General features: G+C 59.2%; 21 protein-coding genes and 3 tRNA genes. 9 read left to right on the top strand and 15 right to left on the bottom strand.

Annotated features, from left to right (window positions below):
- Positions 1 to 6: 6 nt before the first annotated feature.
- The 9 genes from ACMXX3_RS00755 to bcp form a co-directional block, all read right to left on the bottom strand.
- Positions 7 to 444 carry a hypothetical protein gene (locus ACMXX3_RS00755; protein ID WP_421082913.1) on the bottom strand — a complete coding sequence of 146 codons (438 nt, stop codon included), beginning with the start codon at positions 442 to 444 and terminating at the stop codon, positions 7 to 9.
- Positions 445 to 704: 260 nt separating this feature from the next.
- The gene (locus ACMXX3_RS00760; protein WP_421082914.1) at positions 705 to 1,352 is read right to left on the bottom strand and encodes an MBL fold metallo-hydrolase; all 648 of its coding nucleotides are present in this window, start codon (positions 1,350 to 1,352) and stop codon (positions 705 to 707) included.
- A gap of 11 nt (positions 1,353 to 1,363) precedes the next feature.
- Complete coding sequence (locus ACMXX3_RS00765) at positions 1,364 to 2,455, bottom strand: S-(hydroxymethyl)mycothiol dehydrogenase (RefSeq protein ID WP_421082915.1); 1,092 nt, start codon at positions 2,453 to 2,455, stop codon at positions 1,364 to 1,366.
- Positions 2,456 to 2,551: 96 nt separating this feature from the next.
- A complete protein-coding gene (locus tag ACMXX3_RS00770) occupies positions 2,552 to 3,361 on the bottom strand; it encodes an alpha/beta fold hydrolase (protein WP_421082916.1) in 810 nt (269 codons plus the stop codon).
- A gap of 69 nt (positions 3,362 to 3,430) precedes the next feature.
- On the bottom strand, positions 3,431 to 4,531 hold the full coding sequence (locus ACMXX3_RS00775; protein WP_421082917.1) for a YihY/virulence factor BrkB family protein: 1,101 nt from the start codon (positions 4,529 to 4,531) through the stop codon (positions 3,431 to 3,433).
- Positions 4,532 to 4,747: 216 nt separating this feature from the next.
- Complete coding sequence (locus tag ACMXX3_RS00780) at positions 4,748 to 6,226, bottom strand: malate:quinone oxidoreductase (protein WP_421082918.1); 1,479 nt, start codon at positions 6,224 to 6,226, stop codon at positions 4,748 to 4,750.
- A gap of 152 nt (positions 6,227 to 6,378) precedes the next feature.
- The gene (locus tag ACMXX3_RS00785; protein ID WP_421082919.1) at positions 6,379 to 8,154 is read right to left on the bottom strand and encodes an ABC transporter substrate-binding protein; all 1,776 of its coding nucleotides are present in this window, start codon (positions 8,152 to 8,154) and stop codon (positions 6,379 to 6,381) included.
- Positions 8,155 to 8,261: 107 nt separating this feature from the next.
- Positions 8,262 to 8,343, bottom strand: a tRNA-Leu gene (locus ACMXX3_RS00790).
- Between the two features lie 72 nt (positions 8,344 to 8,415).
- The gene (bcp, locus tag ACMXX3_RS00795) at positions 8,416 to 8,889 is read right to left on the bottom strand and encodes a thioredoxin-dependent thiol peroxidase (protein WP_421083136.1); all 474 of its coding nucleotides are present in this window, start codon (positions 8,887 to 8,889) and stop codon (positions 8,416 to 8,418) included.
- Positions 8,890 to 9,117: 228 nt separating this feature from the next.
- Here bcp and ACMXX3_RS00800 point away from each other — a divergent pair, with 228 nt between their 5' ends.
- The 3 genes from ACMXX3_RS00800 to ACMXX3_RS00810 all read left to right on the top strand — a co-directional run bounded on the left by ACMXX3_RS00800 (position 9,118) and on the right by ACMXX3_RS00810 (position 10,210).
- Entirely contained in the window at positions 9,118 to 9,738 is a 621-nt protein-coding gene (locus ACMXX3_RS00800) for a MarR family winged helix-turn-helix transcriptional regulator (RefSeq protein WP_421082920.1), read from the top strand.
- A 123-nt stretch (positions 9,739 to 9,861) separates the two neighbouring features.
- A tRNA-Lys gene (locus ACMXX3_RS00805) sits at positions 9,862 to 9,934 on the top strand.
- 203 nt (positions 9,935 to 10,137) lie between these two features.
- A tRNA-Lys gene (locus ACMXX3_RS00810) sits at positions 10,138 to 10,210 on the top strand.
- Positions 10,211 to 10,297: 87 nt separating this feature from the next.
- Here ACMXX3_RS00810 and ACMXX3_RS00815 read toward each other — a convergent pair.
- Entirely contained in the window at positions 10,298 to 10,750 is a 453-nt protein-coding gene (locus ACMXX3_RS00815; RefSeq protein WP_421082921.1) for a hypothetical protein, read from the bottom strand.
- A gap of 433 nt (positions 10,751 to 11,183) precedes the next feature.
- Between ACMXX3_RS00815 and ACMXX3_RS00820 the strand changes: the two genes are divergently transcribed.
- From ACMXX3_RS00820 to metG, 5 genes are all read left to right on the top strand, one after another.
- Positions 11,184 to 13,022 (top strand): acetolactate synthase large subunit, encoded by a 1,839-nt coding sequence (locus ACMXX3_RS00820; protein WP_421082922.1) that lies wholly within the window; start codon positions 11,184 to 11,186, stop codon positions 13,020 to 13,022.
- Positions 13,022 to 13,531, top strand: a complete 510-nt coding sequence (gene ilvN, locus ACMXX3_RS00825) for an acetolactate synthase small subunit (RefSeq protein WP_421082923.1) — start codon at positions 13,022 to 13,024, stop codon at positions 13,529 to 13,531. Before ACMXX3_RS00820 ends, ilvN begins: the two co-directional genes overlap by 1 nt.
- A 142-nt stretch (positions 13,532 to 13,673) precedes the next feature.
- Positions 13,674 to 14,702 carry a ketol-acid reductoisomerase gene (ilvC, locus tag ACMXX3_RS00830; RefSeq protein ID WP_421082924.1) on the top strand — a complete coding sequence of 343 codons (1,029 nt, stop codon included), beginning with the start codon at positions 13,674 to 13,676 and terminating at the stop codon, positions 14,700 to 14,702.
- A 262-nt stretch (positions 14,703 to 14,964) separates the two neighbouring features.
- Complete coding sequence (gene serA / locus ACMXX3_RS00835) at positions 14,965 to 16,560, top strand: phosphoglycerate dehydrogenase (protein WP_421082925.1); 1,596 nt, start codon at positions 14,965 to 14,967, stop codon at positions 16,558 to 16,560.
- Between the two features lie 132 nt (positions 16,561 to 16,692).
- Complete coding sequence (gene metG / locus ACMXX3_RS00840; RefSeq protein ID WP_421082926.1) at positions 16,693 to 18,234, top strand: methionine--tRNA ligase; 1,542 nt, start codon at positions 16,693 to 16,695, stop codon at positions 18,232 to 18,234.
- Between the two features lie 155 nt (positions 18,235 to 18,389).
- Here metG and ACMXX3_RS00845 read toward each other — a convergent pair whose 3' ends face one another.
- Positions 18,390 to 19,457 carry a twin-arginine translocation signal domain-containing protein gene (locus ACMXX3_RS00845; protein WP_421082927.1) on the bottom strand — a complete coding sequence of 356 codons (1,068 nt, stop codon included), beginning with the start codon at positions 19,455 to 19,457 and terminating at the stop codon, positions 18,390 to 18,392.
- A gap of 114 nt (positions 19,458 to 19,571) precedes the next feature.
- Between ACMXX3_RS00845 and ACMXX3_RS00850 the strand changes: the two genes are divergently transcribed.
- Complete coding sequence (locus ACMXX3_RS00850; protein ID WP_421082928.1) at positions 19,572 to 20,534, top strand: hypothetical protein; 963 nt, start codon at positions 19,572 to 19,574, stop codon at positions 20,532 to 20,534.
- 50 nt (positions 20,535 to 20,584) lie between these two features.
- Here ACMXX3_RS00850 and ACMXX3_RS00855 read toward each other — a convergent pair whose 3' ends face one another.
- The 4 genes from ACMXX3_RS00855 to ACMXX3_RS00870 all read right to left on the bottom strand — a co-directional run bounded on the left by ACMXX3_RS00855 (position 20,585) and on the right by ACMXX3_RS00870 (position 26,103).
- Positions 20,585 to 23,179 (bottom strand): FtsX-like permease family protein, encoded by a 2,595-nt coding sequence (locus ACMXX3_RS00855; RefSeq protein WP_421082929.1) that lies wholly within the window; start codon positions 23,177 to 23,179, stop codon positions 20,585 to 20,587.
- Between the two features lie 2 nt (positions 23,180 to 23,181).
- Entirely contained in the window at positions 23,182 to 23,934 is a 753-nt protein-coding gene (locus ACMXX3_RS00860) for an ABC transporter ATP-binding protein (protein WP_421082930.1), read from the bottom strand.
- Between the two features lie 121 nt (positions 23,935 to 24,055).
- Complete coding sequence (locus tag ACMXX3_RS00865; RefSeq protein ID WP_421082931.1) at positions 24,056 to 24,775, bottom strand: response regulator; 720 nt, start codon at positions 24,773 to 24,775, stop codon at positions 24,056 to 24,058.
- Positions 24,776 to 24,801: 26 nt separating this feature from the next.
- Positions 24,802 to 26,103 carry a sensor histidine kinase gene (locus tag ACMXX3_RS00870; RefSeq protein ID WP_421082932.1) on the bottom strand — a complete coding sequence of 434 codons (1,302 nt, stop codon included), beginning with the start codon at positions 26,101 to 26,103 and terminating at the stop codon, positions 24,802 to 24,804.
- Positions 26,104 to 26,214: the final 111 nt, after the last annotated feature.

The raw sequence follows: 26,214 nt of genomic DNA on the forward strand, positions 1-26,214 counted from the left end.
AACACCCTATAAAACAAAACCTAATCCTTCTACCCGATCCCCCTCAGCAGGTAGCTGAATAGGTTCAAAGAGCAAGGTCATTTTCTGACCTTGATACTTATTTACTTCATCTGCCATCTCTTGCCAAGAGGCACGGTACCCAGGGTCTGCGACACTCGAGATATAGACGGTTCCACAGTCTGAAGTATGGATTTTGAGTTTGGTACTGGAGGTAGCGATCCCACCGGTGCCACTACGGCTGCTGGAAACTTCAGCTGATTCGATAGTACATTCACGGCTCACTGGGTGTGTCGTGTTGTACCAGTTAAACAAAGGATACCCACCAAAAATAAGAAGAGCTACACAGAGTCCTATTATCGAAAAAACCTTCTGTTTCTTAGTCTGTCCCGCAGGCATTCTTTCCTTTCCCATAACTTTATTCACCACCAGGTCGAGGAGTTGCAAGTCGAATACCATCAATGACTGAACCTCAATGGCGCAAAGCGATGTTGGTATCCGTATAGGGGTCTTGGAGGACTCCGGCTAGCACTTGGCAACCGTCTTCATCCAAGGTGAGGTCAGTCAGATCACGAGCTAGTACATCATTGCGGGTATCACAACCATTTGAGCCTTCATCAGCCCAGCTTTCACCTAAGCGCTCCCTCTTGTAGGTCGGTTCGAGGATCGGCTCTTAAACCTTTAGGGAAAGCTGGACGGAGGTGGGGCTAGTGGCCGCGCTTGATCCAGTTCTCCAGCTCAGGGGCTTCTAGGCCAATGCCGGTTGAGTCCCCGTGGCCGGTGAGAACAGCCGTTGACTCGGGCAGGGTCAGCAGGCGGGTGGAGATAGACTCAATAATGGTCTCGAAGCTGGAGAAGGAGCGGCCAGTTGCCCCGGGGCCGCCCTGGAAGAGGGTATCACCGGAAAAGACCACGCCCTCACTGTTTTCCCAGGAGAGGGAGGGGGCATAGAAGCAGACGGAGCCGGGGGAGTGGCCGGGGGTGGCCAGCACCTTAAGCTCGGTGGAGCCGATAGTGATAGTGGCACCGTCGGTGAGGTCTGCATCGAAGTCCCAGGAGGGGTAAACCATTTCCCAGAGGGGCCGGTCGGCCGGGTTCAGGTAGACCGGGGCGTCAAAGCGGTCGGCAGCTTCCTTGGCGGAGCGGATATGGTCGTCGTGGGCGTGGGTCAGCAGGATTTTCTCGACGGTGCGGCCAGCTACCTTGGCTGAGATCATGTCGACGTCGTGGGCGGGGTCGATAATGATCACGGAACTGTCGTTGCCAATAATCCAGACGTTGTTATCGACCTCCCAGGTGCCGCCGTCCAGGGAGAAGGTGCCGGAGGTGACAACCCGTTCAATGCGTTCTGACATGTGTTTTCTCCTTAGAGTTCTACGACCGAGCGCAGAACTTTACCGGTCTTCATGGTTTCAAAGGCTTCATTGACCTGGTGCAGGCTAATACGTTCGGTCACGAAGCCGTCCAGGTTCAGGTTGCCGAGCTTGTAGTGCTGGACGAACATGGGGAAGTCCCGGGAGGGCAGGGTATCACCGTACCAGGCCGACTTGATAGAGCCACCCCGGCCGAAGACCTCGTCCAGGGGAGCTTCCCAGGTGGTTCCGGGGGCAGGCACACCCACCAGGACGACACGGCCTGCCAGGTCGCGGGCTTCGAAGGCCTGCTTGAAGGTGGGAGCGATACCAACGGCGTCGATGACCAGGTCGGCGCCGAAGCCTTCGGTGAGTTCCTTAATGGCTGCGACCGGGTCCTGGTTCTTGGAATTGATGACGTGGGTGGCCCCGTGTTCCTTGGCACGGGCTAGCTTTTCGTCGTCAATGTCTACGGCAATGATGGTGGTTGCCCCGCCCAGCTTGGCGCCTGCGATAGCGGCGGTGCCGACACCACCGCAGCCGATGACAGCGACGGACTCACCGCGGGCTACCTCACCGGTGTTGAGCACAGCGCCCAGGCCGGCGGTCACACCGCAACCCAGTAGGCCAATGGCGGCGTACTGGTCTTCGGTCAGCTCAGCCTCAATCTTGGTGCACTGGCCTGCTGCCACCAGGGTCTTTTCGGCGAAGGAGCCGATACCCAGGGCGGGGGTGAGTTCGGTGCCGTCCTCCAGGGTCATCTTCTGGGTGGCGTTGTGGGTGGCAAAGCAGTACTGGGGCTTGCCCTTCTTGCAGGCCCGGCATTCGCCGCAGACGGCTCGCCAGTTGAGGATTACGAGGTCACCGGGAGCTACGTTGGTTACCCCTTCGCCGACTTCTTCAACGATACCGGCTGATTCGTGGCCCAGCAGGTAGGGGTAGTCGTTGCCGACTCCGCCTTCAACGTAGTGGTGGTCGGTCTGGCAGACGCCGCAGGTCAGGACCTTGACCAGGGCTTCGCCCTTGAGGGGGCTGGGGACGTTGATAGTGACTACTTCAACGGGGGCGCCCTGTGCCTTGGATACGACGGCTTGAACCTTGTGCATGGATCTCCTTGTTGTGGTGCCCGGGGTGCCGGGCTGGTCTGTGTGCAGGTCGAAAAAACCCTTGTGGTCTACGCTACCGAATCAAGCTGGCTCCCGCTAGCTCTTACGCCCTGTGCTTGCGGCTAGAAAATCGATGGTGCGAGAACGTAAAGATCCGCTGGTCAGGCAGCTGATGTGGGTGCGGCCCTCGAGGCCTAGAAGCTGGGTCTGCCCGGCTGGCAGCAGGGCCGCTAGGTCGGAGAGATCAGCTGCGATCCTGTCTTTGGTTCCGGCAAAGGCCAGGACGGGGTGGCCCGGCAGGGGGCTGGGCAGATCCTGGAGACCGGTGGGCGGGTAGAGCCGATAGGAGGTGAAATCCAGGAGAGCTTGTCTGCTCATGGAAGAGTGGGTGAGGACGGCTGCCAGGTCTGGCGGGAGCAGATCTTCCTGGTGGTTGGCCAGGGCCTGGTGGATGTCGGTGGTGTGCAGGGTGAGGGGCATACCCCCTACAGTCAGGCTGAGGACGCTCCGGGGGCTGTTTGCTGTCAACTGCCAGACCAGGTGGGCCCCCAGGGAGTAGCCCAGCAGGTGAACGGGGTGCCCGACCTCCTGAAGATATTCAGCCAAGCTGTCAGCGATAGCTGGCACCAGTCCAATTCCTCTCGTCAGCTGAGAAGCTACCGGTAGTCTCGTGACCCTACCGGGGCCAACCGGAGTGAAGTCATGCAGGGGAAGGGTCACCAGGTGCAGGTGGGCACCTGCCCGGTGCAGATCCCGGACCCACCGGGTCTGCTCCCAGGTGACAGCGGCCGTTGCCGCTAACCCATGCACCAGCACCACCTGCTGGCCCTCCAAAAGCCGGGCGGGGGCGTCCTGACCCACGTCAGGGGCCGGTAGAAACTCAACAGTGAGGGATAAGCTGCTCATACTTAAAAGAGTAGGGCCCCTGCTCCTTCATCAGGTAACCGGGGCCCATTTGACCTCTAGCCTAGGAGCTTACTTGTTCTTCTCCTGGTCTTTGGCCAGCTGCTGGAAGTCCATGCCGTGGTGCTGCAGGCGGATCTTCCGGCCTTCTTCCACCAGGTCGTCCTTCTTCTTCTGAACCTTAATGGCCATGGTGTCATCGCGCGGGGGCAGCTTGATTTCATCTTCAGCCTTGATGCCTGCCTGGAGCTCCCGGCCCCGCTGGATTTCAGCGTCGATCTGGGCACCGAGCAAGAGCACATTGTTCATGATCCAAATAAAGAGGAGCATAACGATTACGCCACCGATGAGGCCGTAGGTTGCATTGTAGCTGCCGAAATTCGAGACGTAGAAGCTGAAACCCAGGCCAGCGATAGCCATGACGAACAGGGCGATAGCCGCACCTGGGGTCAAAAAGCGGAAGGAGGGCTGCTTGACGTTGGGGGTGGCGAAGTAGAGCAGGCTAATGAGGGCTACCGCCAGAACAAGCATGATGGGGTAGCGCAGCCACATCCAGATACCGATAAAGCCACCCAGGTCAAGGGCAGGGATAGCATTTTGGATGGTGACGAGGACGTCCTGGGAGGAGAGGAGCACCAACATCATAGCCACAGCAATCAAGACCATGAGGGCAGTGACCATGAGGTTCCAGGGGCGGAGCTTCCAGATAGGGCGGCCTTCAGCGACCCCGTAGATTTTATTCATGGCCCGGCCAAAAGCACCGACGTAGCCGGAAGCAGTCCACAGGGCGCCGACAACACCGGTGAGCAGGGCGAAGCCTGCAGCGCTTGAGCTGGTGAGCTGGGTAATGGGCTCTTCGAGAAGGGAGAGCATTTCTTCCGGGGCAAAGTCCTTCATGAAGCCCAAAATAGCGTCGGTGGTCTGCTGGCCCTGGCCAAAGACACCCAGGAGGGAGACCATAGCCAGCAGACCCGGGAAGATGGAGAGGACGGTGAAGTAGGTAAGGGCTGCTGCCAGGTCGGTGCAACCGTCATTGGTGAATTCGCTGAAGGAGCGTTTGAAGATGTATTTCCAGCTGGACCCGCTCATATCGGAGAGTTTGGTGGGCTTAGGTGTCTTCCTATGCGCTTCCTCGGTGCGGGACCTGCTAATTGTCTGTTCTACTTCTGCCATCGGTGGGTGTCCTTTGGTGCTTGAAATGAGTGATTTTTAGTCAGTACACATCTTATCAGTAGCATGATGATTTAGGGCAGGCCCTGCTGTGGCGCTCCTGACCCTATAGAAAACCTGCCCTTTGGAGCATTCGGGGAAGGTCACCCGTTTCGGCCCGAACAAGAAGCGCCCCCTGGCCACAGAGGACCAGGGGGCGCAGGTGAAAACCAATCGGCCTTAGTTATCGATACCCAAAACCTTGGCGGTGTGGGCAAAGAGCTCGTCGGCTAGGTCATGGTTGTCGTTGAGTTTGACGCCGTAGCCGGGCACCAGTTCCTTGATACGGGATTCCCAGCCAGCCATCTTGGAGGGGAAGCAACGGGCCAGGAGGTTGAGCATAATGGGCGCTGCGGTGGAAGCACCGGGAGAAGCACCCAGCAGGGCGGCCAGGGAGCCGTCACCTGAGGCGATCAGCTCGGTGCCAAACTGCAGCACACCGCCCTTCTTCGCGTCCTTCTTAATGACCTGGACCCGCTGGCCAGCGGTGATGAGCTCCCACTCATCGGCAACGGCAGTGGGGTAGTACTCGCGCAAGGAGGCAACGCGCTCGTCACGGTTCTTCAGGAGCTCACCGACCAGGTACTTGGTGAGGTCCATGTTGTCGAGGCCAGCCCTCACCATGGGTAGCAGGTTATCGGGGCGGAGGGAGAGGGGCAGATCCAAGAGGGAGCCCTGCTTGAGGAAGTTAGTCTTAAAGCCTGCGTAGGGGCCAAAGAGGAGCGACCGCTTGCCGTTAACATAGCGGGTATCGAGGTGGGGAACCGACATGGGGGGAGCACCGACTGAGGCCTGGCCATACACCTTGGCATTGTGCTTGAGGGCGGTTTCTTCATTGGTATTGCGGAAGAAGAGGCCAGAGACCGGGAAGCCTCCGAAGCCCTTACCTTCCTTGATTCCGGACTTCTGCAACAGGTGCAGGGCTCCGCCACCTGCGCCCAGGAAGACGAACTTGGCCCGGATGACCTGGCTGTGCTCTGAATTCAGCCGGTTCTTGACCTTGATGACCCAGCTACCATCAGACTGCTGGTTGAGGTCGGTGACCTGCTGGCCGTACTGAACAGATACGCCCTGCTGCACCATGTAGTCGATGAGCTGCTGGGTAAGGTTGCCGAAGTCGACGTCGGTACCCTCGGGGGACCAGGTGGCTGCAATCTTCTGCTGGGGGTCCCGGCCTTCAACAGACAGGGGGGCCCACTCACGGATCTGGTCGAAATCAGTGGAGAACTTCATACGCTCAAAGAGCTTCTGGTTCTCGAAGGCTTCAAAGCGCTTGCCCAGGTAGCGCACATGGTCTTCGCCAAAGACCAGGGACATGTGGGGGACGGGGTTGATGAACTCGTTGTTCTTGAGCTTGCCCTCTTCCACGAGGGAAGCCCAGAGCTGACGGGAGACCTGGAACTGCTCGTTGATGCCGAGGGCCTTGGCCGGGTCAACGGTGCCGTCGGGGCCAGCCGGGGCATAGTTCAACTCGCAGAGGGCCGAGTGGCCAGTACCTGCGTTGTTCCAGGGATTAGAGGATTCCTGGCCTGCTTCGTCGAGGCGTTCGAGAAGGGTGATGCTCCAGGTGGGCTCGACTTCCTTGAGGAGGACGCCGAGGGTTGCGCTCATGATGCCGCCGCCTACAAGGACGACGTCTGTCTTTACTTCGTTTGCCACTTGTTTGACTCTCCGTCACTGTACGTGGTGGTGCCCCACATTGGACACCACAGGGGAGGGCCGGTAAGGCCCCGTTCTACTTTTTAGAGTAGTACAGATACCCGGTGGCGCCTAACAGTGGTGCAACTTTTCTGACACATTACCGGTGGGGCTTAGGCCCCTTGGGTGAGCTGGACGGTCGCGAAATCGTCGAGAGTGGTGGCATTGACGCTGTAGCGGTGGACGCGGGGCCCTTCTACAACCCCGGAAACGGGGTAGGCCAGGGGAACAGCTGAGAGGTAGTCGGCCATGCTGGCGTTGATAGCCCGGTAGGCCTCGCGTCGTTCGGCAAGGTCAGCGAGGGTATCAGCCTCTTGGATGGCCTGGTAAATCAACCGGTAACTGGTACTAACACGGGTGGGTTCATTGGCCGGGTCGGTGGGGCTGGGGTCAGCCTGCGGGGGAGTCGGTGAGGCGGACGCAGTAGCCTGGGCCGGACCGTCCTGGCTGAGGCTGGCGGGGGCTGAGGCTGCCGGGGCTAGGACCTGGGTGAGGAAGGCTGCCGGGTCCCGGTAGGTGCCGATCAGCCCGGTGAGTTCTAGGCCGTAGTTAGGGTGGGTACTGGCAATATCTTCTGACCGGTCATCTGCCCAGCTGTAGGGCTTGGGGACGATGTTGAATCCAGCCTCAACCAGATTGGCTGAGATGATGGAGTAAATTGCCTCAGGGGAGGGCAGGTAGGGGGTAGAGACGTTGGTGGGGTAGTAGAAGTCGATGGGCTGGTTGGCGTAGGTCGAAGCCCTCAGCAGGCTTTGGGCTGTTTCGGGGGCGTAGGAGTAGGCAGAGCCTATGTCCTCATTGCGGGTTTGAAAGAGGGCGGGGACGAAGTCACGGGCGGCAGTGGTTCCCTGAGGGTAGTAGTCTGCCACAATTTTGCTGCGGTCGATGGCCCTGGCCAGAGCCCTTCTGACGCGGGCGTCGTCGAAGGCGGGGTGCGACATATTGATGGTGATGTAGGAGATGCAGAAGGGGTCGCGGGACTGCACCGGGTAGCCTTCCAAAGCCAGCGGGACGTAATCCTTCAGCCCGACCTGGTCGTAGGCGTCAATTGTGCCCTGGAGCAGGTGGTAGTAGCGCTTTTCGGCGTCAGGAATGGTGACGAAGGTGAGCTCAGTGATCTCGGGCTGCTCCCCCCGGTAGTGGGGGTTCAGAGTAAGTGTGATGTCGCCGTCTGTTTTGCTGGAGATGAGATAGGGCCCAGTTCCTATGGGATCTTGGGTGAGTAGGCCGTCGGGGCCGATAATTTCAGGGGCTACGATGGCGCAGGCTGGCTGGGTGAGTGCCTGCAGGAAGCTGACGGAGGGGCGGGAGAGGGTAATGGTGAGGGTGGTATCTCCGTCAGCCTGATAAGAGGAAACGAGCGGGGCGCTGTCTTCCGCGGGGCTTTTGAAGAGGTAGGCAACGGGGGCTGTGATAGTGCTCAGGGGCCCCTCACTGATCTTTTTCCAGCGGTCGATGGAGGTGATGACGGTGGAGGCGGTGACCGGGGTTCCGTTGCTCAGGCTGATTCCTGAGGCGAGGGTGAAGGTGTAGGTTAGCTGGTCATCGCTCATCTCCCAGGTGGAGGCTAGGCCGGGTTGGGGGAGGCCGGTGTTGGGGTCAGCCTTGAGTAAGGGCTCGAGGATTTGGGCGCTGATGCGGTGGCTTTCGATCCGGGTGGTAGCTAAGGGGTCGAGGGTGAGGACGTGGGCAGCCTGGGCAAAGGTGAAAGTGCGGCTGGTTTCTGCTTCAGCGGACGTTTGCGGCTCAGGTTGGCTCTCTGGGGTGCAAGCAGTCAGGGGCAGGCCCAGGGTGAGGAGGGTCCCGAGCTGGAGGGCCCGCCGGCGGGTCAGGGAGGGGGTAGCCATGTCGTCCTCTCGGGTCAACGTCTCAGTCAGTTCGGGATGCATCGGTTTCATCTTAGTAGATGGGTGGCCAGGGCCCGGGATGAGTGAGGTGGGGTAAGAAAAAGTCGCCATCCCACAGTGATGGGGGATGACGACTTGTTTCAGTGCGGTGCGCGAGGAGGGACTTGAACCCTCACGCCGTAAGGCACAGGAACCTAAATCCTGCGTGTCTGCCAATTTCACCACTCGCGCGTGGTTTTAGACCAACAGACTCTATGCTACAACAGGTTGTTTGTTTTTGCGAAAACCAGCCTGGCCCTTGGGTTAGCTGTCTATGCCGAGGTCGCGGCGGAGCTTTGCCACATGCCCCTTGGCTCGCACGTTGTACTGGGCCAGATCCAGGATTCCCTGTTCATTGATGACGAAGGTTGAGCGAATGAGGCCGATGTAGGTTTTACCGTAGTTCTTCTTCTCGCCCCAGGCTCCGTAGGCCTCGGCGATGGTGTGGTCGGCATCAGAGAGGAGGGGGAAGGTGAGTTCCTGGTTGGCCGTGAACTTTTCGAGGGCAGGTAAGGAATCAGGGGATACACCGAGCACTGCGTAACCGTGGGAGGCCAGGGAGGCCAGGTTGTCCCGGAAGTCGCAGGCCTGGTTGGTGCAGCCGGGGGTAGATGCCTTGGGGTAGAAGTAGAGGATGACCTTCTGGCCGGCGTAGTCGCTGAGGGAGACTGAGGAGCCTCCGACTGCTGGCAGGGTGAAAGAGGGTGCTGGTGAACCTGGTTCAAGCCGGGGCATGATGTTCCTTTCAGGACGTTCGCATCTGGCAGCCTTGGGCAGCGGAGCTGGACTGCCCAGGGAGGGGATAGCTGCTGTGAGATCTGGTCTGCTGCTAGTTTATCAATGCTGGGGCAGGGTGAAGGGGAGGGCAGATAGACCTGTCTAGATAATGATCTATAGGCCCTAATGAACCTGGGGTGACCTGTTGTTTCTGGGCGGATAAGTGGTAAACATGCTTATAATAGTGCCATGCCTGAAATTCGTAATTGGTCTATCAACCGCCTGCTTTCAACTGCAGCGCGCATGCTTGAATACAGCTGGAATGACCAGCTGAAGTCCCTAGGGCTTACCCACGCCGGTGTGACTGCCCTGGGTGTTATTGCTCGAGAAGGGATGATTTCCCAGGTCAAGGTTGCCTCCCTGGTTGGCGTTCAGGCGCAGACAATGGGTAAGACCCTTGCCCGCCTCGAGGCTCACGGCCATGTATTCCGCACCCGAAACACCATTGACCGTCGTAGCTACCTTTTGGGTATTACAGATGAGGGCCGTCGCGTCCTTGCTGAAGCTGAAAACATTGACCGCAATCTCGGCTCGGCCGGTGAGTTGAGCAATCCTGAGTTCCGGGAAATGCTGATTCATATTATCGAGTCCCTCAATGAGCACCACGGGGGCGGCAGTGTGCTTGAAGGCCTGAGCAATGAGCACACCGCTGAAGTTGGGGCTCTTTCTCGAACCCTGGCTGAAGAGCCCGCTGCGGTCAATCTTGAGGAAGCTGCTGGGGCAGAGGTCGCCGGTGAGCGCGTCAATACGGCGGTCATGGATGTTATTACCCCTGAGATGATTGCAGAGCACCGCGGGGCCAAGGCCTAGCAGGTGGGAAGGTGGCGGCAAGGTTTTGTGTATGTCGTCACAAATCCCAGTTTTGACTTGCACACTCCATGAAGGATGTGTAAAGTAATTACTCGTTGCCAGGGAAACCTGGTGATGAGAAATGCGCCTCTAGCTCAATTGGCAGAGCAATTGACTCTTAATCAATGGGTTCTGGGTTCGAGTCCCAGGGGGCGCACAGATGAGAAAAGCCCGACCGGTTAGCCGGTCGGGCTTTTTGTCTCTTCGGAAGCGGGCTGGCTCTTGAAGCCCGAACTTGGCGGGTTGCCCCGAGGGGATTGTTGGGCTGGTCACAAATGGGCAATCTGAGTTGCATGACCGAAAAAAAGTGCGTATAGTTTTTATTCGTTGCCAGGGAAACCTGGTCTGACAAGTAAATATGCGCCTCTAGCTCAATTGGCAGAGCAATTGACTCTTAATCAATGGGTTCTGGGTTCGAGTCCCAGGGGGCGCACAGATGAGAAAAGCCCGACCGGTGATCCGGTCGGGCTTTTCTTGTGTCTACCCCTTGCTGATGCTCCTGAGGTGAGTATCGTGGGGGTTACATTTCCCAGGCGTCGATAATAACCTTTTTGAAATCAGGAATATCCTGACTTTGGTCCAGCACCCCGGTTCCCTGATCCGTTTCGACGGTCATCATGGGCTCGAAGGTGAGGGAGAAGGAGGTGCCATTGGTCATCTCAAGCCCGAATGATGTGTCAGAGAGGGCAAAGGTCCGGGCGGCATTGGTGTTATCAATTGAGGTGGGGGATCCGGTTCCGCGCACCGACGGAAGGGATAGGGGGGCTACGATAGCCTCCCGGGGGGTCTCCCGGTAGCCCACGAGAAAGTAGCGCTGGTCTTCTTCCTGGAGAGCTGCAACATCGGGGTTCCTATACATAGAGGATCCCGTTGCAAAGACCAAATTGTAGGCGCCGTAGTTAATAATCTGACTATCGAAAACAGTGTGCAGGACCTGGGCAATCTCATGGCTTGAGAGCTGGGGTGAAGTCATGCCATCAGTCTACGTTCTATCTATCTAAAATTCCTGGTAGTTGCGGGTGGGAACCCTATGTGACTCCTTATGACGGTATGAAGCCCTCCACATACTGGCCTCGGTGGGGGATCGGGGGGGGGGCACATCAGCCTGGCCACAGTGTGACACAAAAGTGTCACATTCTAAGACCGGTTTGACCTGCCTTGGTTCTCACAAGAGAATTGTGGGTATGACATCACGCCAGCAGTCACAGATTCGTCTTGTGGTGCGACTCGGAAACGAGTGCGCAGCATAGGTACACCTTGTGTCCGCAGCGTGCGCACCCTTCGCTCAAGTACAGCGGAGGGTTTTTTTCTAGGTACATAACCGCAACCCGGCTCAACCTACCCAACGGGCGCACCCACCGCTCACACACTCACCTTTCATTCTTCAGACCACCACGAGGAAAATCATGACGACGGGACCTTCAATCAACCCGGCAGATCTAGCAAAGAACCTGGGCAGCCGCTCCACCGCCCAGAAGCCCTCACCTGTAGAACGCATGACCGGTTCGCAGGCTATTGTGCGCTCCCTCGAAGAACTGGGTGTCACCGACCTCTTCGGCCTGCCGGGTGGCGCTATTCTTCCCACCTACGACCCCCTCTTTGACTCCGAGAAACTGAACCACATTCTCGTCCGCCACGAGCAGGGCGCAGGCCACGCTGCAGAAGGCTACGCCATCGCCAGTGGCAAAGTCGGCGTAGCAATCGCCACCTCCGGCCCCGGCGCCACCAACCTGCTCACCGCCATTGCAGATGCCAACATGGACTCAGTGCCCATTGTCTGCATCACCGGCCAGGTCTCCTCCAAGGTCATCGGCACCGACGCCTTCCAGGAAGCCGACATCGTGGGCATGACCATGCCCATCACCAAGCACTCCTTCATGGTGCGCGACGCCCAGGAGATCCCCCGCTGCCTGGCAACCGCCTTCAAAATTGCCTCCACCGGCCGCCCCGGCCCCGTCCTGGTTGATATCACCAAGGACGCCCAGCAGGGCATGATGGACTTCTCCTGGCCCCCCGCTAACACCGACCCCCGCGGTTACAGCCCCGTCACCCGAGGCCACTCCAAGCAGATCCGTGAAGCAGCCAAGCTCATCACCGAATCCAGCCGCCCCGTCCTCTACGTTGGCGGCGGCGTCGTCCGGGCCGAAGCCTCAGACGAACTCATGAAGCTGGCCAAGACCATTGGCGCCCCCGTCGTCACCACCCTGACCGCCCGCGGCGCCTTCCCCGACTCAGACCCCCAAAACCTGGGTATGCCCGGTATGCACGGCACTGTCCCTGCGGTCACCGCCATGCAGAAAGCCGACCTGCTCATCGCCCTGGGCACCCGCTTTGATGACCGCGTCACCGGCGTAGTCTCAGAATTTGCTCCCCACGCTAAGGTCATTCATGTTGATATCGACCCGGCAGAAATCTCCAAGATCCGTATCGCAGATGTGCCGATCGTCGGTGACCTGCGCTACGTCCTGCCCGACCTCAACGAAATCCTGACCGGCGAGTTCGCCCAGAACCTACCCGACCTCAGCGACTGGTGGGCCCTGGTCAACCGCTTCAAGGAAACCTACCCCCTGGGCTACACCAAGACCAGCGACGGACTCGGCTCCCCCCAGCTCGTGATTGAAAAGCTCTCAGAAATGAGCGGCCCTGACGCTTACTACGTCACCGGCGTGGGCCAGCACCAGATGTGGGCAGCCCAGTTCATCAAGAGCGAGAATCCCCGCCACTTCATCAACTCAGCAGGCCTTGGCACCATGGGCTTCTCCGTCCCCGCCGCAATGGGCGTCAAGGTAGCCTTCCCCGACTCCGTGGTCTGGGCGATCGACGGCGACGGCTGCTTCCAGATGACCAACCAGGAATTGGCCACCTGCGTCCAGAACAACATTCCCATCAAGGTTGCCGTCATCAACAACTCATCCCTGGGTATGGTGCGCCAGTGGCAAAACCTCTTCTACGACGGCCGCTACTCCAACACCCACCTCAACACCGGCATGGGCACCGCCCGCATTCCCGACTTCGTCAAGCTGGCCGAAGCCTACGGTTGCGCCGCCCTGCGGTGTGAAAAGGACGAGGACGTTGAAGCCACCATCGCCAAGGCCCTGGAAATCAACGACCGCCCGGTCGTCGTTGACTTCAACGTCAGCCCCGACGCCCTGGTGTGGCCCATGGTCCCCGCAGGTGTTTCCAACGACCAAATCCAGATCGCTAAAGACATTTCACCCTCCTGGGGCGAAGAAGAGGAAATCTAATGAGCCGCCATACTCTCTCAGTACTGGTTGAAGATAAGCCCGGCGTCCTAGCCCGCGTCTCAGGCCTCTTCGCCCGCCGCATGTTCAATATCGACTCCCTGGCCGTTGGCCCCACCGAGGTGCCCGGCATCTCCCGTATCACCGTCGTGGTCGATGCGGACGGGGTCCTGCTGGAACAGGTCACCAAGCAGCTCAACAAGCTCATTCACGTTCTGAAAATTGTTGAACTGCCCGATGATCAGTCAGCCCAGCGCGACCACATTCTTATCAAGGTCAAGGCAGATGCTGCAGCCCGCATCCAGGTCACTCAAGCAGCAGACCTCTTCCGCGCCAAAATCGTGGATGTATCAACCGAATCGGTCATTATTGAGGCCACCGGTTCTGCCAACAAAATCAATGCCCTACTCGAAGTTCTCGAACCCTTCGGCGTCCGAGAAATCGTACGGGCAGGAACTATCGGCCTGTCCCGGGGTCCCCGCTCAATGAGTGAAAAAGCCCTGCGCGTCTAAGGCCCACCGATACCCAATCTCAAAATATGAAACCTATGTCTCAAAACCAGTAACAGGGGTTACTGTAGAAACTAAGGGTTTCACCCATACACAACCGACGGGCACCAGTGCCCCTCACCCGATCTAAGGAGATCGCAACATCATGGCAAAGATCTACTACAACGACGACGCCGACCTGGCTAACATCGCAGAACGCTCCGTAGCCATCATCGGCTACGGCTCCCAGGGCCACGCCCATGCCCTCAACCTGCGTGACTCAGGCGTAGACGTCCGCGTCGGCCTTGCAGAAGGATCAAAGTCCCGCGCCAAGGCAGAAGCTGAAGGCCTGCGCGTCCTCACCGTTGCCGAAGCAGCAGCCGAAGCCGACGTTATCATGATCCTCACCCCCGACCAGGTCCAGGCAGAGGTCTACAAGAACGACATCGCCCCCAACCTCAACGAAGGTGACGCCCTCTTCTTCGCCCACGGCTTCAACATCGTCTTCGGCTACATCGAAGCCCCCGAGGGCGTCGATGTTGCCATGGTCGCCCCCAAGGGCCCCGGCCACACCGTCCGCCGCGAATTCGAAGCAGGACGCGCTGTTCCCGCCCTGGTTGCCGTCGAAAAGGACGCCTCCGGTAAGGCTCTTGACCTGGCCCTGGCCTACGCCAAGGCAATGGGCGCAACCCGCGCAGGCGTCATCGAAACCACCTTCAAGGAAGAAGCCGAGTCCGACCTCTTCGGTGAGCAGGCTGTTCTCTGTGGCGGTGCCTCCCAGCTGATCCAGTACGGCTTCGAAACCCTGACCGAAGCTGGCTACCAGCCCGAAATCGCCTACTTCGAGGTCCTGCACGAACTCAAGCTGATCGTCGACCTCATGATCGAAGGTGGCATTGCCAAGCAGCGCTGGTCCATCTCAGACACCGCTGAATACGGCGACTACATCTCCGGCCCCCGCGTCATCACCCCCGAGGTCAAGGAGAACATGAAGGCTGTTCTGGCTGACATCCAGGACGGCACCTTCGCCAAGCGCTTCATGGAAGACCAGGCAGCCGGCGGCCCCGAATTCAAGGAACTGCGCGCCAAGGGCGAAGCCCACCCCATCGAAGCAACTGGCCGTGAACTGCGTAAGCTCTTTGCATGGAACAACTCCGTTGACTCCGACTACGTCGACGGCTCCGTTGCCCGCTAAGGCAGATTGCCTACCCCCTCGATGAACCACAATCGGGACAGCTGATCAAAGCCGGCTACCGTCGTCGTCAACCAACGACGGTAGTCGGCTTCTGCCGTCCCCACCCCCGCCCGCCCCAAGCCAGCAGGTAGCCGTACGGTGAACTACCTGCCCCACAAGCCACAAGGTCGGGCACCAGAACCACCTCAGCTGCGGCGTCCTCTAGGGTCCGAAGCGCCCAGCCCCACCTACCGTTACCACCAGTCATCTAAGGAACCTACCTGTGACCGCAAAACCTGTTGTTCTGCTCGCTGAAGAACTCTCACCTGCCACCGTTGAAGCCCTGGGCCCCGACTTTGAAATCCGCTCCTGCGACGGAGCCAACCGCGAGGAACTGCTCCCCGCCATCGCCGACGTCGATGCCATTCTTGTCCGCTCAGCCACCCAGGTGGATGCCGAAGCTATCGCCGCCGCCAAAAAGCTCAAGGTCATCGCCCGAGCTGGCGTAGGCCTTGACAACGTCGATATCAAGGCCGCCACCAAGGCCGGTGTCATGGTGGTCAACGCCCCCACCTCTAACGTCATTTCCGCAGCTGAACTAACAGTCGGCCACATCCTGGGGCTGGCCCGTAATATCGCAGCAGCCGATGCCTCCATGAAAGAAGGCCAGTGGAAGCGCTCTGCCTTCTCCGGTGTAGAACTCTTTGAAAAGACCATCGGCATTATCGGCCTGGGCCGTATCGGCGGGCTGGTGGCCGAACGTCTCAAGGCCTTTGGCACCGAAATCATCGCCTACGATCCCTACGTCACCGCAGCCCGCGCAGCAGCCCTGGGGGCAGAACTCGTTGAACTCGATGAACTGGTAGAGCGCTCGGACTTCATCACCATCCACATGCCCCGTACCCCCGAAACCCTGGGCATGATCAATGCTGAGAGCTTCAAGAAGATGAAGAAGACCGCCTACGTTGTCAACGTAGCCCGGGGCGGCCTGATTGACGAATCTGACCTGGATGCTGCCCTGCGTGCCGGTGAAATTGCCGGTGCAGCCATTGACGTCTACGTCAAGGAACCGGCCAAGAACGTGCCCTTTGTTGAGCTGCCCAACGTCGTTGCCACCCCCCACCTGGGTGCTTCCACCTTCGAGGCCCAGGAAAAGGCCGGTATCTCAGTGGCAAAGTCGGTTCGCCTGGCCCTTGAAGGCGACCTGGTGCCCGATGCCGTCAACGTTGCAGGCGGCGCCATTGACAAGGACGTCCGCCCCGGCGTTCCCCTGGCCGAAAAGGTTGGCCGCATCCTCACCGCCATTGGCGGCGACGAGGCCCTCACCCGCGTTGAAGTCAAGATCGCAGGTGAAATCGCCACCAAGGACGTCACCTCCCTCAAGCTCTCAGCCCTCAAGGGTGTTTTCACCGACGTCGTCTCAGACAAGGTGTCTTACGTCAACGCCCCCGTGCTGGCAGAACAGCGCGGCGTGGAGGTTGAACTGGTCACCACCACCGAAACCGACTACTTCCGCAACGAAACCGTGCTCACCGGCGCCCTGGCCAACGGCGAGGTGGTTTCTGTAGCAGGTACCGTCACCGGCCCCAAACTGATTGAGAAGCTGACCAACGTCAACGGCTTCGACGTAGAAATCCCCATCACCGACCACATGCTGGTGCTGGAGTACGTCGACCGCCCCGGTGTCATTGCCGCTATCGGTACCCTGCTGGGCACTGCCTCCATCAACATTGCCGGTATGCAGGTCTCCCGCAACGACAAGAACGCTGAAGCCCTCTGCGTCCTGGCCCTGGACTCAGCCCTCTCCCTTGAAGTGCTCGAATCCATTAAGCGGGTAGTCAACGCTTCTCGCGCAGCGGTTATTAACCTGGCCGACTAACTGGAAGCGCGGGTGGGTTTTCCCAAGGCTTGACCCCCGTCAAGGGGAGCCGGCCAGGGGAAGCCCACTTGCGCTTTTCAACCCTGGAAATATCGTTCGCAGTGGTTGGTGTAAGCGGGTAAAGTGGTACCTATGACTTCTACCCCGTACTACATCACCACTGCGATTTCTTACCCCAACGGTGCCCCCCATATCGGGCATGCCTACGAGGTTATTGCCGCCGATACCATGGCCCGATTCAAGAAGCTGGACGGCTTCGATGTGCGCTTCATGACCGGCACCGATGAGCACGGGCAGAAAATGCAGACCACAGCCGAAAAACAGGGTAAGACCCCCAAGGAGCTGGCGGACGAAAACTCCGCCCGCTTCCGTGCCATGGCTGAAATGGTCGGTGCTGACTTTGACCGCTTTATCCGCACTACCGATTCCGACCACTACGCTGCTTCTCAGGCCATCTGGACAAAGATGGAAGAGAATGGCGATATCTACCTTGATAAGTACGCCGGCTGGTACTCGGTGCGCGATGAGGCCTACTACACCGAGGACGAAACCGAGGTGCGCGACGGCGTCCGCTACGCTACCTCAACCGGCACCGAGGTTGAGTGGACCGAAGAAGAATCCTACTTCTTCCGTCTCTCCAAGTACGGCGACCGCCTGCTGGAGCTCTACTCCACCGAGGGTTTTGTCTACCCCGAAACCCGCCGCAATGAGCTGGCCGCTTTCATCAAGAACGGCCTGACCGACCTTTCTATCTCCCGCACCACCTTTGACTGGGGCGTGCCTGTACCCGGCAACGATAAGCACGTCATGTATGTGTGGGTGGATGCCTTGACCAACTACCTCACCGGCTTGGGCTACCCCGATACCGAGGGGGAGCTGTTCACCAAGTTCTGGCCTGCGGACCTGCACATGATCGGTAAGGACATCACCCGCTTCCACGCCATTTACTGGCCCGCCTTCCTCTGGTCAGCCGGTCTGGACCTGCCCAAGCGGGTCTTTGGCCACGGCTTCCTGCTGGTGGACGGCGAGAAGATGAGTAAGTCTATCGGTAACGTGGTAGATCCTGCCGACCTGGTGGCCAGCTTCGGTTTGGACCAGCTGCGCTTTTTCTTGCTGCGCGATGTCTCCTTCGGCCAGGACGGCTCCTACTCAGCTGAGGGCATCAAGAACCGAATCAACTCTGACCTCGCCAATGACCTGGGCAACCTGGCCCAGCGCTCCCTCTCCATGGTGGCAAAGAACTGCGAGGGCAAGGTGCCGGCCCACGGTGCATTTACCGCAGAGGACACCGCCATGCTAGAGATGGCAGCGGCCCTGTATGAGCCCGTCAGAGCTGACTTCGACGACCAGGCCTTCCACCGGGCCCTGGAACGTATCTGGCAGGTCGTGGGAGAGGCTAACCGTTACTTCACCGCCCAGGAGCCCTGGAAGCTGCGCAAGACTGACCTGGAACGCATGTACACCGTGCTTTATGTAACCGCAGAGGTGCTGCGCATCGTTGCAACCCTGACCCAGCCGGTCATGCCCACCTCCATGGGCAAACTGCTCGATTTGCTGGCTGTGGCCCCCGAGAACCGCGTCTTCGCGGCCCTGGACAAGGCCCTGGCACCCGGCACCGAACTGCCCGCCCCGGCCCCTATCTTCCCCCGCTACGAGGAGCCCAAGGAAGCATAAGCGCCCCGTTGTAGGGACAAGAGCAGGACGCCCCCACCCCACCAGGATTACCCAGGGGGCGGGAGCGTCCTGCTCTTTTGTATTGAAAATATGAAGAGGCCGCCTGCACCACGAGTGCAGGCGGCCTGCTGGCTGATGTACCAAGAATCTAGGCTTTAGAACCAGCCAAGCTCCTTGACCTTGCCAGAAATCATATGGGACAGAGCAACATAACCCCAGCCGTTGAGGTGGAAACCGTCAGAGGCATACAGGGAGGCAGGTATCTTTCCCTCATCGTAGGCCTTCTGGTCAGTATCGGAGGACCAGACACCTGACCCGTTGAGGGCACCATACCGGAGCCACTCTTCCCGGGTGACCTCCCGAAGGTAGGTTTCGGGGTTCATGAACTTTGAGCCGTAGGTTGCAGCACCCCAGGCGTTATAGGCATCTACCTGCTTGGACATGGTTGAGTCCCGGGCGTCGCCCCGGGCCCGGAAATGGCCCATAACAATGGTGCGCTCAGGGGCCAGATTATAGGCCAGCTGGGTGTGCTCCTGAATCTTCTCAGGCTCGCTCAGATTGTTTCGGCCAACCTGAATGAGGTGGTAGCTAGAACGGCTAATCATTTCCTGGTAGGAGGTGAACCAGTTGGCGCCAGTACCATGGGGAGCATAAATCGCCTCACCCGGAATGACCCGGGTGAAGGTGTAGGTTCCCTCAGCCTCACCTGCGCTCAAGATACCGGGGACGGCCCCCACATAGCCAGGAAGCAGGGTGGAAGCCCCCCATTCAACCCTAGAATCAGTTGGGATAGTTACCTGCACAGAGCCTTCAGCAGGGAGCATATCGTTTGGGAAGAGCAGTCGATACCGGAACTCAGGGACACCGCGCCGGGCGATGATGATGGAGGAGGTATCGCCACCGCGTCCGAAATCAAGGACAGGGGCTGCCAGCAGTTCTGTGAGACGGGCCTGGACCGTGGCATTGAACCCTGCGGGTACACCCTGGTCAGCGAAGGCCCCGTCGATGGACGAGCTACCCCACAGGGCCAAGGAGGGGCCACTGACCGTAGGGTAGGGGAAGGTATCGTTAAATGCCGAAGCCTTTGCGTCAGCAGCGTGGGCCTGGGGCTGGACGAGGCCGGAAGCGCTGGCTGCGACACCGGCTACACCGGTCAGTGCAGCAAAGCGCATAAGGGAGCGGCGGCTAGTCCTAAGACCCGGCTGGGGCTGATCGTTGACCATAAAAGAATTAACTGCTTTCTGTGACGAGGACGTCGCACATATAGCCCTGGGTAAGATATAAGTCGACTATCCATAGTAGTTAGAATTGAGGCTGATTATCTAGGGAAGGTCACCGTGTTATTTGTAACGAACAAACGGATCCGGTCAGCTGTGGCGCTGGCTTGCCTTGCAACAGCCGGGCTGGCGGGGTGCACCCCGGAACCTGAAAACTTTCAAGAACTGACAGCTGAAGAGGCAAAGAGCGAACACATAGACCAGCTCCAATCGTGGATTTACCCTCCTGCTGAATCGGAAGCAGCCCGCCGGGCCTTCGTCCAGAGGTGCGTCAATGCCCTGGGCGGTTCCTACACTGAGGCGGTCAACCACCATAGTCTGGCAGATGCCGTGTACACAGGCCGGAGTACAGCGGCCCTCAAGGAAAACGGCTATGACCACCTGGCAGCGACCGACGGCGAAACCGTTGCTACGTTCGACCAGGCAGGCCTGGAAGCCTACCTGGGCCAAGCAGGTGAAAGCTTCACCGTTCATTTCATGGAGTATTCCACCGGCAAACTAAACTCAGAAGGCTGCATGGCCCAAAGCTATGAGTACATCTATGGGTCAGTTGAGGCCGGAACCAAGGCAGCCCTTCTGGCCCCGGCCTTCGGCCAGGCAATTGCCGATAGCCTGTTCGCTGATGAAAACTACAAGACTCTCCAACAGGGCTGGGCCGACTGCATGGCAGGCAAGGGATTTAGCCAGGTTGCTTCTACCGACCAGGCCTCCTACGAGGCTAGCCTGTTGGATGATACAGGTGCCCAAAAGATGCTCGAAGCCGATATTTCCTGTAGGGAATCGCTTAACTTTGACTCGACCATGACCGATCTCAAGAACAGCTACTACGAGTCTGTTTACAAACGGTTGAAGCAGTTTTCTGAGGAATTAGAGGCTATTCACCAAACCTCCCTGGAACGGGTTGCTGCTGACCAAACTGACCCTAAGGATTCCTCACCGGTAACTGTTCCTACACAGACGCCTTCCCCCACAGAGGGAGAGACCGGCGCCGGGCAGACTCCCGAAGCCAGCCCGTCCTCATAAGACCCTAGAGCCAGCCCCCGCCCCGCGATACCGGGCCGGGGGCTGGGTCTTTAAGGGATTTCTTGGAGGGCTGCAACCGGCGATATCCGGGAGGCAGCCCGGGCCGGCAGGTAGACCGCCAGCCAGCACAAGGCTAGTCCTCCACCCACAATCGCAAGGTAGTGCCAGGTGGTGAGGGCGTAGACGAGGGGAAGGCCAGCAGAATCAAGGATCTGGAGGAAGATCAGGCTCACCCCGAGTCCGGCAGCTGACCCCATGATCAGGGCCAGGGCCGACAGTAGGAGGGTTTCGTAACTGACCGCTGCCCGAAGACGGAGGCTGGAGAGGCCATTGACCCGCAAAAGGGCGTAGGAATGGCGGCGTTGGTTGGTGCTGAGAACTTGGATATTGGCTAAACCAATGAGGGAGATCAGCAAGGTGGCTGAGAGCAGAATCAGGATGGCCCACAATACGTTGCGCATATTATCTTCCATCATGGATTTCTGGGTCAGGACGCCAGAGAGTTGCCCAGCCTCAATACCGGTCACCTCAGCGATGCCCCGCAGGGCTTCGACCCGTTCGGAGGGGGTAACTTCGGCGGCTAGCTGGAGGTGCAAGAGGCTGGTTGCTTCAGGCGCCAGGCTGGGAGCAACTAGCTCTTGGCCGCTGATAAGCTGGCCGGTCTGTGAGGTCATGAGCATACCCCGTAGGCTTTCGGCCACGGGTATGACTGTCAGCTCAACTGAATCGTGGTGGCCGGTTACTGTCACGGTTTGTCCGGCACTGAGATTGAAGGCGGCTAGGTTTTCTTGTGAGACGACAAGCACCCGGTCTGTCAGGGCTCCTATAGTGGCCGGTGCCAGGACGCCTTCTGCCTCCTGCAGGTTGGCCGAGTACACCGGGTTCTCATAGCCACTACCTGCGGTTGAGGTGATGTACCCCTGGGGCGGGGTGATGAGGGTTCCAGCTACCTGGTCTAGGGCCATCAGATCGGTGCGAAGAGTCGCCAATTCGCTGGGGGCACGCTGGTCGAGAATAGTCTCAACGTCATAGGGGTATCTGGCATCGATTTCAGCCTGGAAGCTCGCGTTGAGGACGGAGTAGCCGGTCAACGCCCCGCTGACTAGGGCAGCACAGAGGAAGACCATGCGGACGGTGGCGGTGCGGTGGGCCGGGGACTGGGCAATATTACTGTGGGCCAGGGCCGCTGTAGAGAAGGGCGAGGCAAGAGCCCGAAGTAAGGCTAGGAGGGGTAGAACTGCATAGGGGGAGATGAGGACCAGGGCTGTGGCGAGAGCTATGGTTGCGATGACGACAAGGCCTGCTGAGTCGGTGGTGAGTCCTAGGTTCATAGTGAAGGCAGCGAAAACGCCCAAGGCTAGGATGACGGCCCCGACCCACCAGCTTCTGACCCTGCTGGTGGGGCTGGCTGGTAGAGGTGTTGCGGTGAGGGCTGCCATGGGGGAGACGGACCGCAGGGCCCAGGCCGGTTTGAGGGCAGCCAGGACGGTGACTGTGGCGCAGGTTGCGGCAGCAATCAGTCCAGCCCAGGGGGTCCAGCTGAGTCGGTTTGAATCATCAGCAAGGGCTGCAATGGCATAAGCGGTGACGATACCGGCTAGGGAGGAGAGCACGCCGAGAAGGGCAGCTTCGAGCAGGAGCATACGGACGAGGGCGTATCGGGTGGCACCGAGGGTTCTCAGGAGGCCTAGTTCGCGGGATCGGGCAGCCGTGTAGACCTTGTAGGTGCTGCCGATGATGAAAGCGCTCATGAGCAGGGATAGGGCACCGAAACCCAGCAGGATGTAGGCCAGGGTTGAAATGTCACCCAGGAGGTAGTTGAGGTCGTGCTCGATCTGCTCATCTGCCCGGAGGAGTACGAGTCCGCGCTGGGTACCGAACTGGTCTTGGAGCTCAGCAAGGGACTGGTCGATAGGGGAGGCGAGCGTCAGGAGCACCTGGTCGTAGAGGCCCTGGCTGGGGGAGCCGTAGAGTTGCCGGGAGACTTGGGCGTAGGTGGCGGTTAGCTCACCGGGGGTATAGACGGTATCGAGGGTGCTCCTGTACTGGGCGGCCTGCAGGTAGATGCCGGTAACGGTGTAGGTTGCCCTGGGAAGGTTAGATTCTGGTTCCTCCAGGGTGGTGATAGCAGCATAATCTTCCATGCTGACGGTTGAGCCGACCCCGATGGAGGCAAGGTCTGCCAGGGTGGTGGGGATGAGGATTTCGTACTCTGCAGTAGGGAGCCTGCCTTCGGTGAGCTGGTAGGGCAGGAAACCTTCGGGGGGAAGATCAGCGCGGATAATGCTGTGGGTCAGGGTCTTATCGCTCCCCGGTTTTGGTGCGTCCAAGACGGCGTAACTTTGCACGAGCTTCCAAGCAGATGTCACCTGCGGGGCAGCTGCCAGCTCATCGGCCAGTTTTTGAGAGATTTCGTACTGGGTGCCGTCCAGTTGGTGGTGTTTATCGTTGGTTTCGACAACCACATCTGAGGTGGAGTATTTTTCGGCAACTTCCTGTCGGATCATCTCGTAGGCGGAGTAATTGAGCAGGAGGACGGCGGTGAGGAAGAAGGCTGAAATGGCGATGCCGAGGGAGGTGAGGGCAAAACGGAGACGGTGCTTGCCGAGGTTTGACCGGGCGACGGTTGCCAGGGTGGTTGCCATAGCTATTCCCCTAACCTGGCCAGGGCGGAAAGGACGGTGTCGGGGGTGGGGTTCTCTAGCCCGCCCGCGAGGTGGCCGTCCTTGAGCAGGAGGACCCGGTCGGCGTAGGAGGCTGCGATCGGGTCGTGGGTGACCATGAGGATTGTTTGGCCTTGGGCGCGGGAGGCAGTTTGGAGAAGGGTGAGCACCTCAGCGCTGGTGACTGAGTCGAGGGATCCGGTGGGTTCATCGGCAAAGATGACGGCGGGGCGGGGGAGAAGCGCCCGGGCTATTGCTACCCGTTGCTGTTGGCCGCCGGAGAGCTGGGCAGGGTAATGCTTGAGTCGATCGGCCAAGCCCAGGGTGCGTACCAGTTCGTCCCGCCAGATTGTATCAACAGGCAGCTTTGCCAGGCCCAGGGGGAGCTCCATGTTCTGGAGGGCTGTGAGCGTCGGCACGAGGTTATAGGCCTGGAAGACGAAGCCGACGTTGCGGGCCCGAAATTCGGCCAGGTCAGCGTCCTTCAAGCCCATGAGTTCAACCCCTTTGACCCTCACGGATGTTGCCGGGTTCGGGTCCGGTGAGTCAAGGGTTGCCAGGGTGTTGAGCAAGGTAGATTTGCCCGAGCCCGAGGGGCCCATGATTGCGGTGAACTTACCCCGCTCAAAGTCAATATTGAGGTCTTTGAGGGCGGCGACTGCGCTGGGGCCGGATCCGTAGGTTTTGCTCAGGTTCCGGGCAGAAACTGCGATTGGAACGGTGTGTGGTGTAGTCATACAACTAGCTTCTCAAAGAAGGTTTTAAGGTACATCACACTTCGGTGTGAAAGTGGATGCTGTTGCCGTTTTAGGGCCTCATACCGGGGTATGAGGCCCCTTTTTCAGGCAGGGCCAGAAGTTAGCCCATGAGCCCGGCTTCGTATGCCATGATGACTGCCTGGACCCTGTCCCTGGCCCCCAGCTTTGCCAAAATATGTGAAACATGGGTTTTGACAGTCGCCTCAGAGACCACCAAATTCTGCATAATTTCTGCGTTACTGAGGCCCTCAGCCATCAGCAGGAAGATTTCGTGTTCGCGGGCGGTCAAGGAACCTATAGCTTGGGTGTGCATCGGACTTTGGGCCTGCCCCTGGCCGGTATGTAGGGGCGGCTGAGGACCGGCCCCAGAAGCCAGGTGGGGAATCATCTGTTCAAGCAGGCGTTTGGTCGCGGAAGGGGCAATGACGGCATCTCCCCGGTGGACGGTCCGGATTGCCTCCAGGAGCTGCTCGGGCTGGGCGTCCTTGAGGAGAAAACCGCTGGCCCCGTTCTGAATAGCAGCATAAACATAGTCGTCAATATCGAAAGTGGTCAGCATGACGACCCGGGCCTTAGGGTGGTGGGCTAAGAGGGCTGCGGTGGCCTCAATACCGTCCATCCGGGGCATCCGGACGTCCATCAGCACCACCTGGGGCCCCTGACCGGTAACTGCCAGGCGGGCGGCGATCTCCAGGGCCTCTTGGCCGTCACTGGCCTCACCGACCACCGTCATATCCGGCTGGGACCCAACCAACATAGCCAGACCTGAGCGAACCAACTGCTGGTCATCGACCAGCAAGATCCGAATCATCTCATGCATATTTCTACCTTACTTAAAACAAAAACTTAGGGGGCGTAGGGGATCTGGGCCAAAACCCTAAAGGAGCCGTCAGCGAGCCGGCCGTAATGCAGGGTTCCTCCGTACATATCTACGCGCTCGCGCATACCCAGCAGGCCCCGGCGGGCACCAGGCATGGGGGCTGAAGCTGTGGGCTCGGGCAGGTTGGTCACTGTGATGTCTAAAGTCTTTTTGCCAGCTGAAAGGGTGACGGTCACGAGGGGAGTAGCCGGGCTGTGTTTGCGAATGTTGGTCAGGGCCTCCTGCACAATCCGGTAGACGGTAAGCTCAGCCCCCTGGGGCAGTTTCTCCTCTATACCCTCCACCTGGGAATACTCCACCGTAAAGCCCAACTTCTGCATCTGCTCTACCAGCTGGGGAACATTGTGCAGGGCCGGTAGGGGCTCAAAGACCTGGCCCCCGTCGGTGCGTAAGACCCCCAGCAGGGACCTCATCTGCTGGAGGGACTGACGGGCCGTAGTAGAGATCGTCCCCAAAGCTGTTAATTCAACCGGCTCCTGATCAGCTGCGGGTAAGGACGTCCCCGCCCCGGCTTCTGCGGCACCAGCTTGTGGCGGGACGTCCTGCCCTCCACCCTGACGCTGCCCCTGCTGGATTCGAGCCAAGCCCGCATACCGGGCCCCGTCCGCCTGGGTAATAATCACCGATAAGGAATGGGCCACAATATCGTGCATCTCCCGGGCAATACGGGCCCGCTCATCGAGGGCAGCAAGCTGCCGCTCCTGCTCCCGCTCGTGCTCCAGCTGGCGGTTCCGCTCAATCAGAGCCCGGTGGCGGTTTTCACGAAGCCTGCGGGTATCTCCCATAAACCAGGCAATCACGGTCAGGGCCAGACAGAAGAAAGCGCCCACCACAAAAGCTACCCACAGCTCAAAGGCAGACCAACCGTAAACCCGCATTGATTGCGAGACGACATAGCCACCTACCAGGGAGGCCACAACAGCTGAAACCAGGGTAGCAACCCGCACAGCCCGCTGGCCGTACCGGGCCCAGTGGTAGACCAACACAGGGGCAACCCACCACACATGAATGGCCGGAAAGTCCAAAGGAATAGTCGATGCCAAACCAGCAAGGGCCAGAACCGTTACAGTTTTAGGCCGGCGGTGGCGCCAATACATACTCGAGGTAGAGGTCAACCACATCAGCACATGAAACCAGAAGACAGCCCCGTCTGTACCCACCGCCCCAATCCAGACAAAAGAGGTCACCTGGGCAAGGGCCACCGCCAGCCCATTGACCAGCTTCTTACGGCGCTGGACTGTCACGAGTTCAACCTGAAGATCATCCACACACCCAGTCTAAAACCCACCGGACAACACCCTGCCCTGAGAAAACACCAGCCCTGAGATTTCATACCGCAGTATGAGCCGTACCCGGCACCCATTCCTCAAACCCGGTAA

The sequence above is a fragment of the Rothia nasimurium genome, from assembly GCF_049068285.1.
GTDB classification, from domain to species: Bacteria; Actinomycetota; Actinomycetes; order Actinomycetales; family Micrococcaceae; genus Rothia; species Rothia nasimurium_I.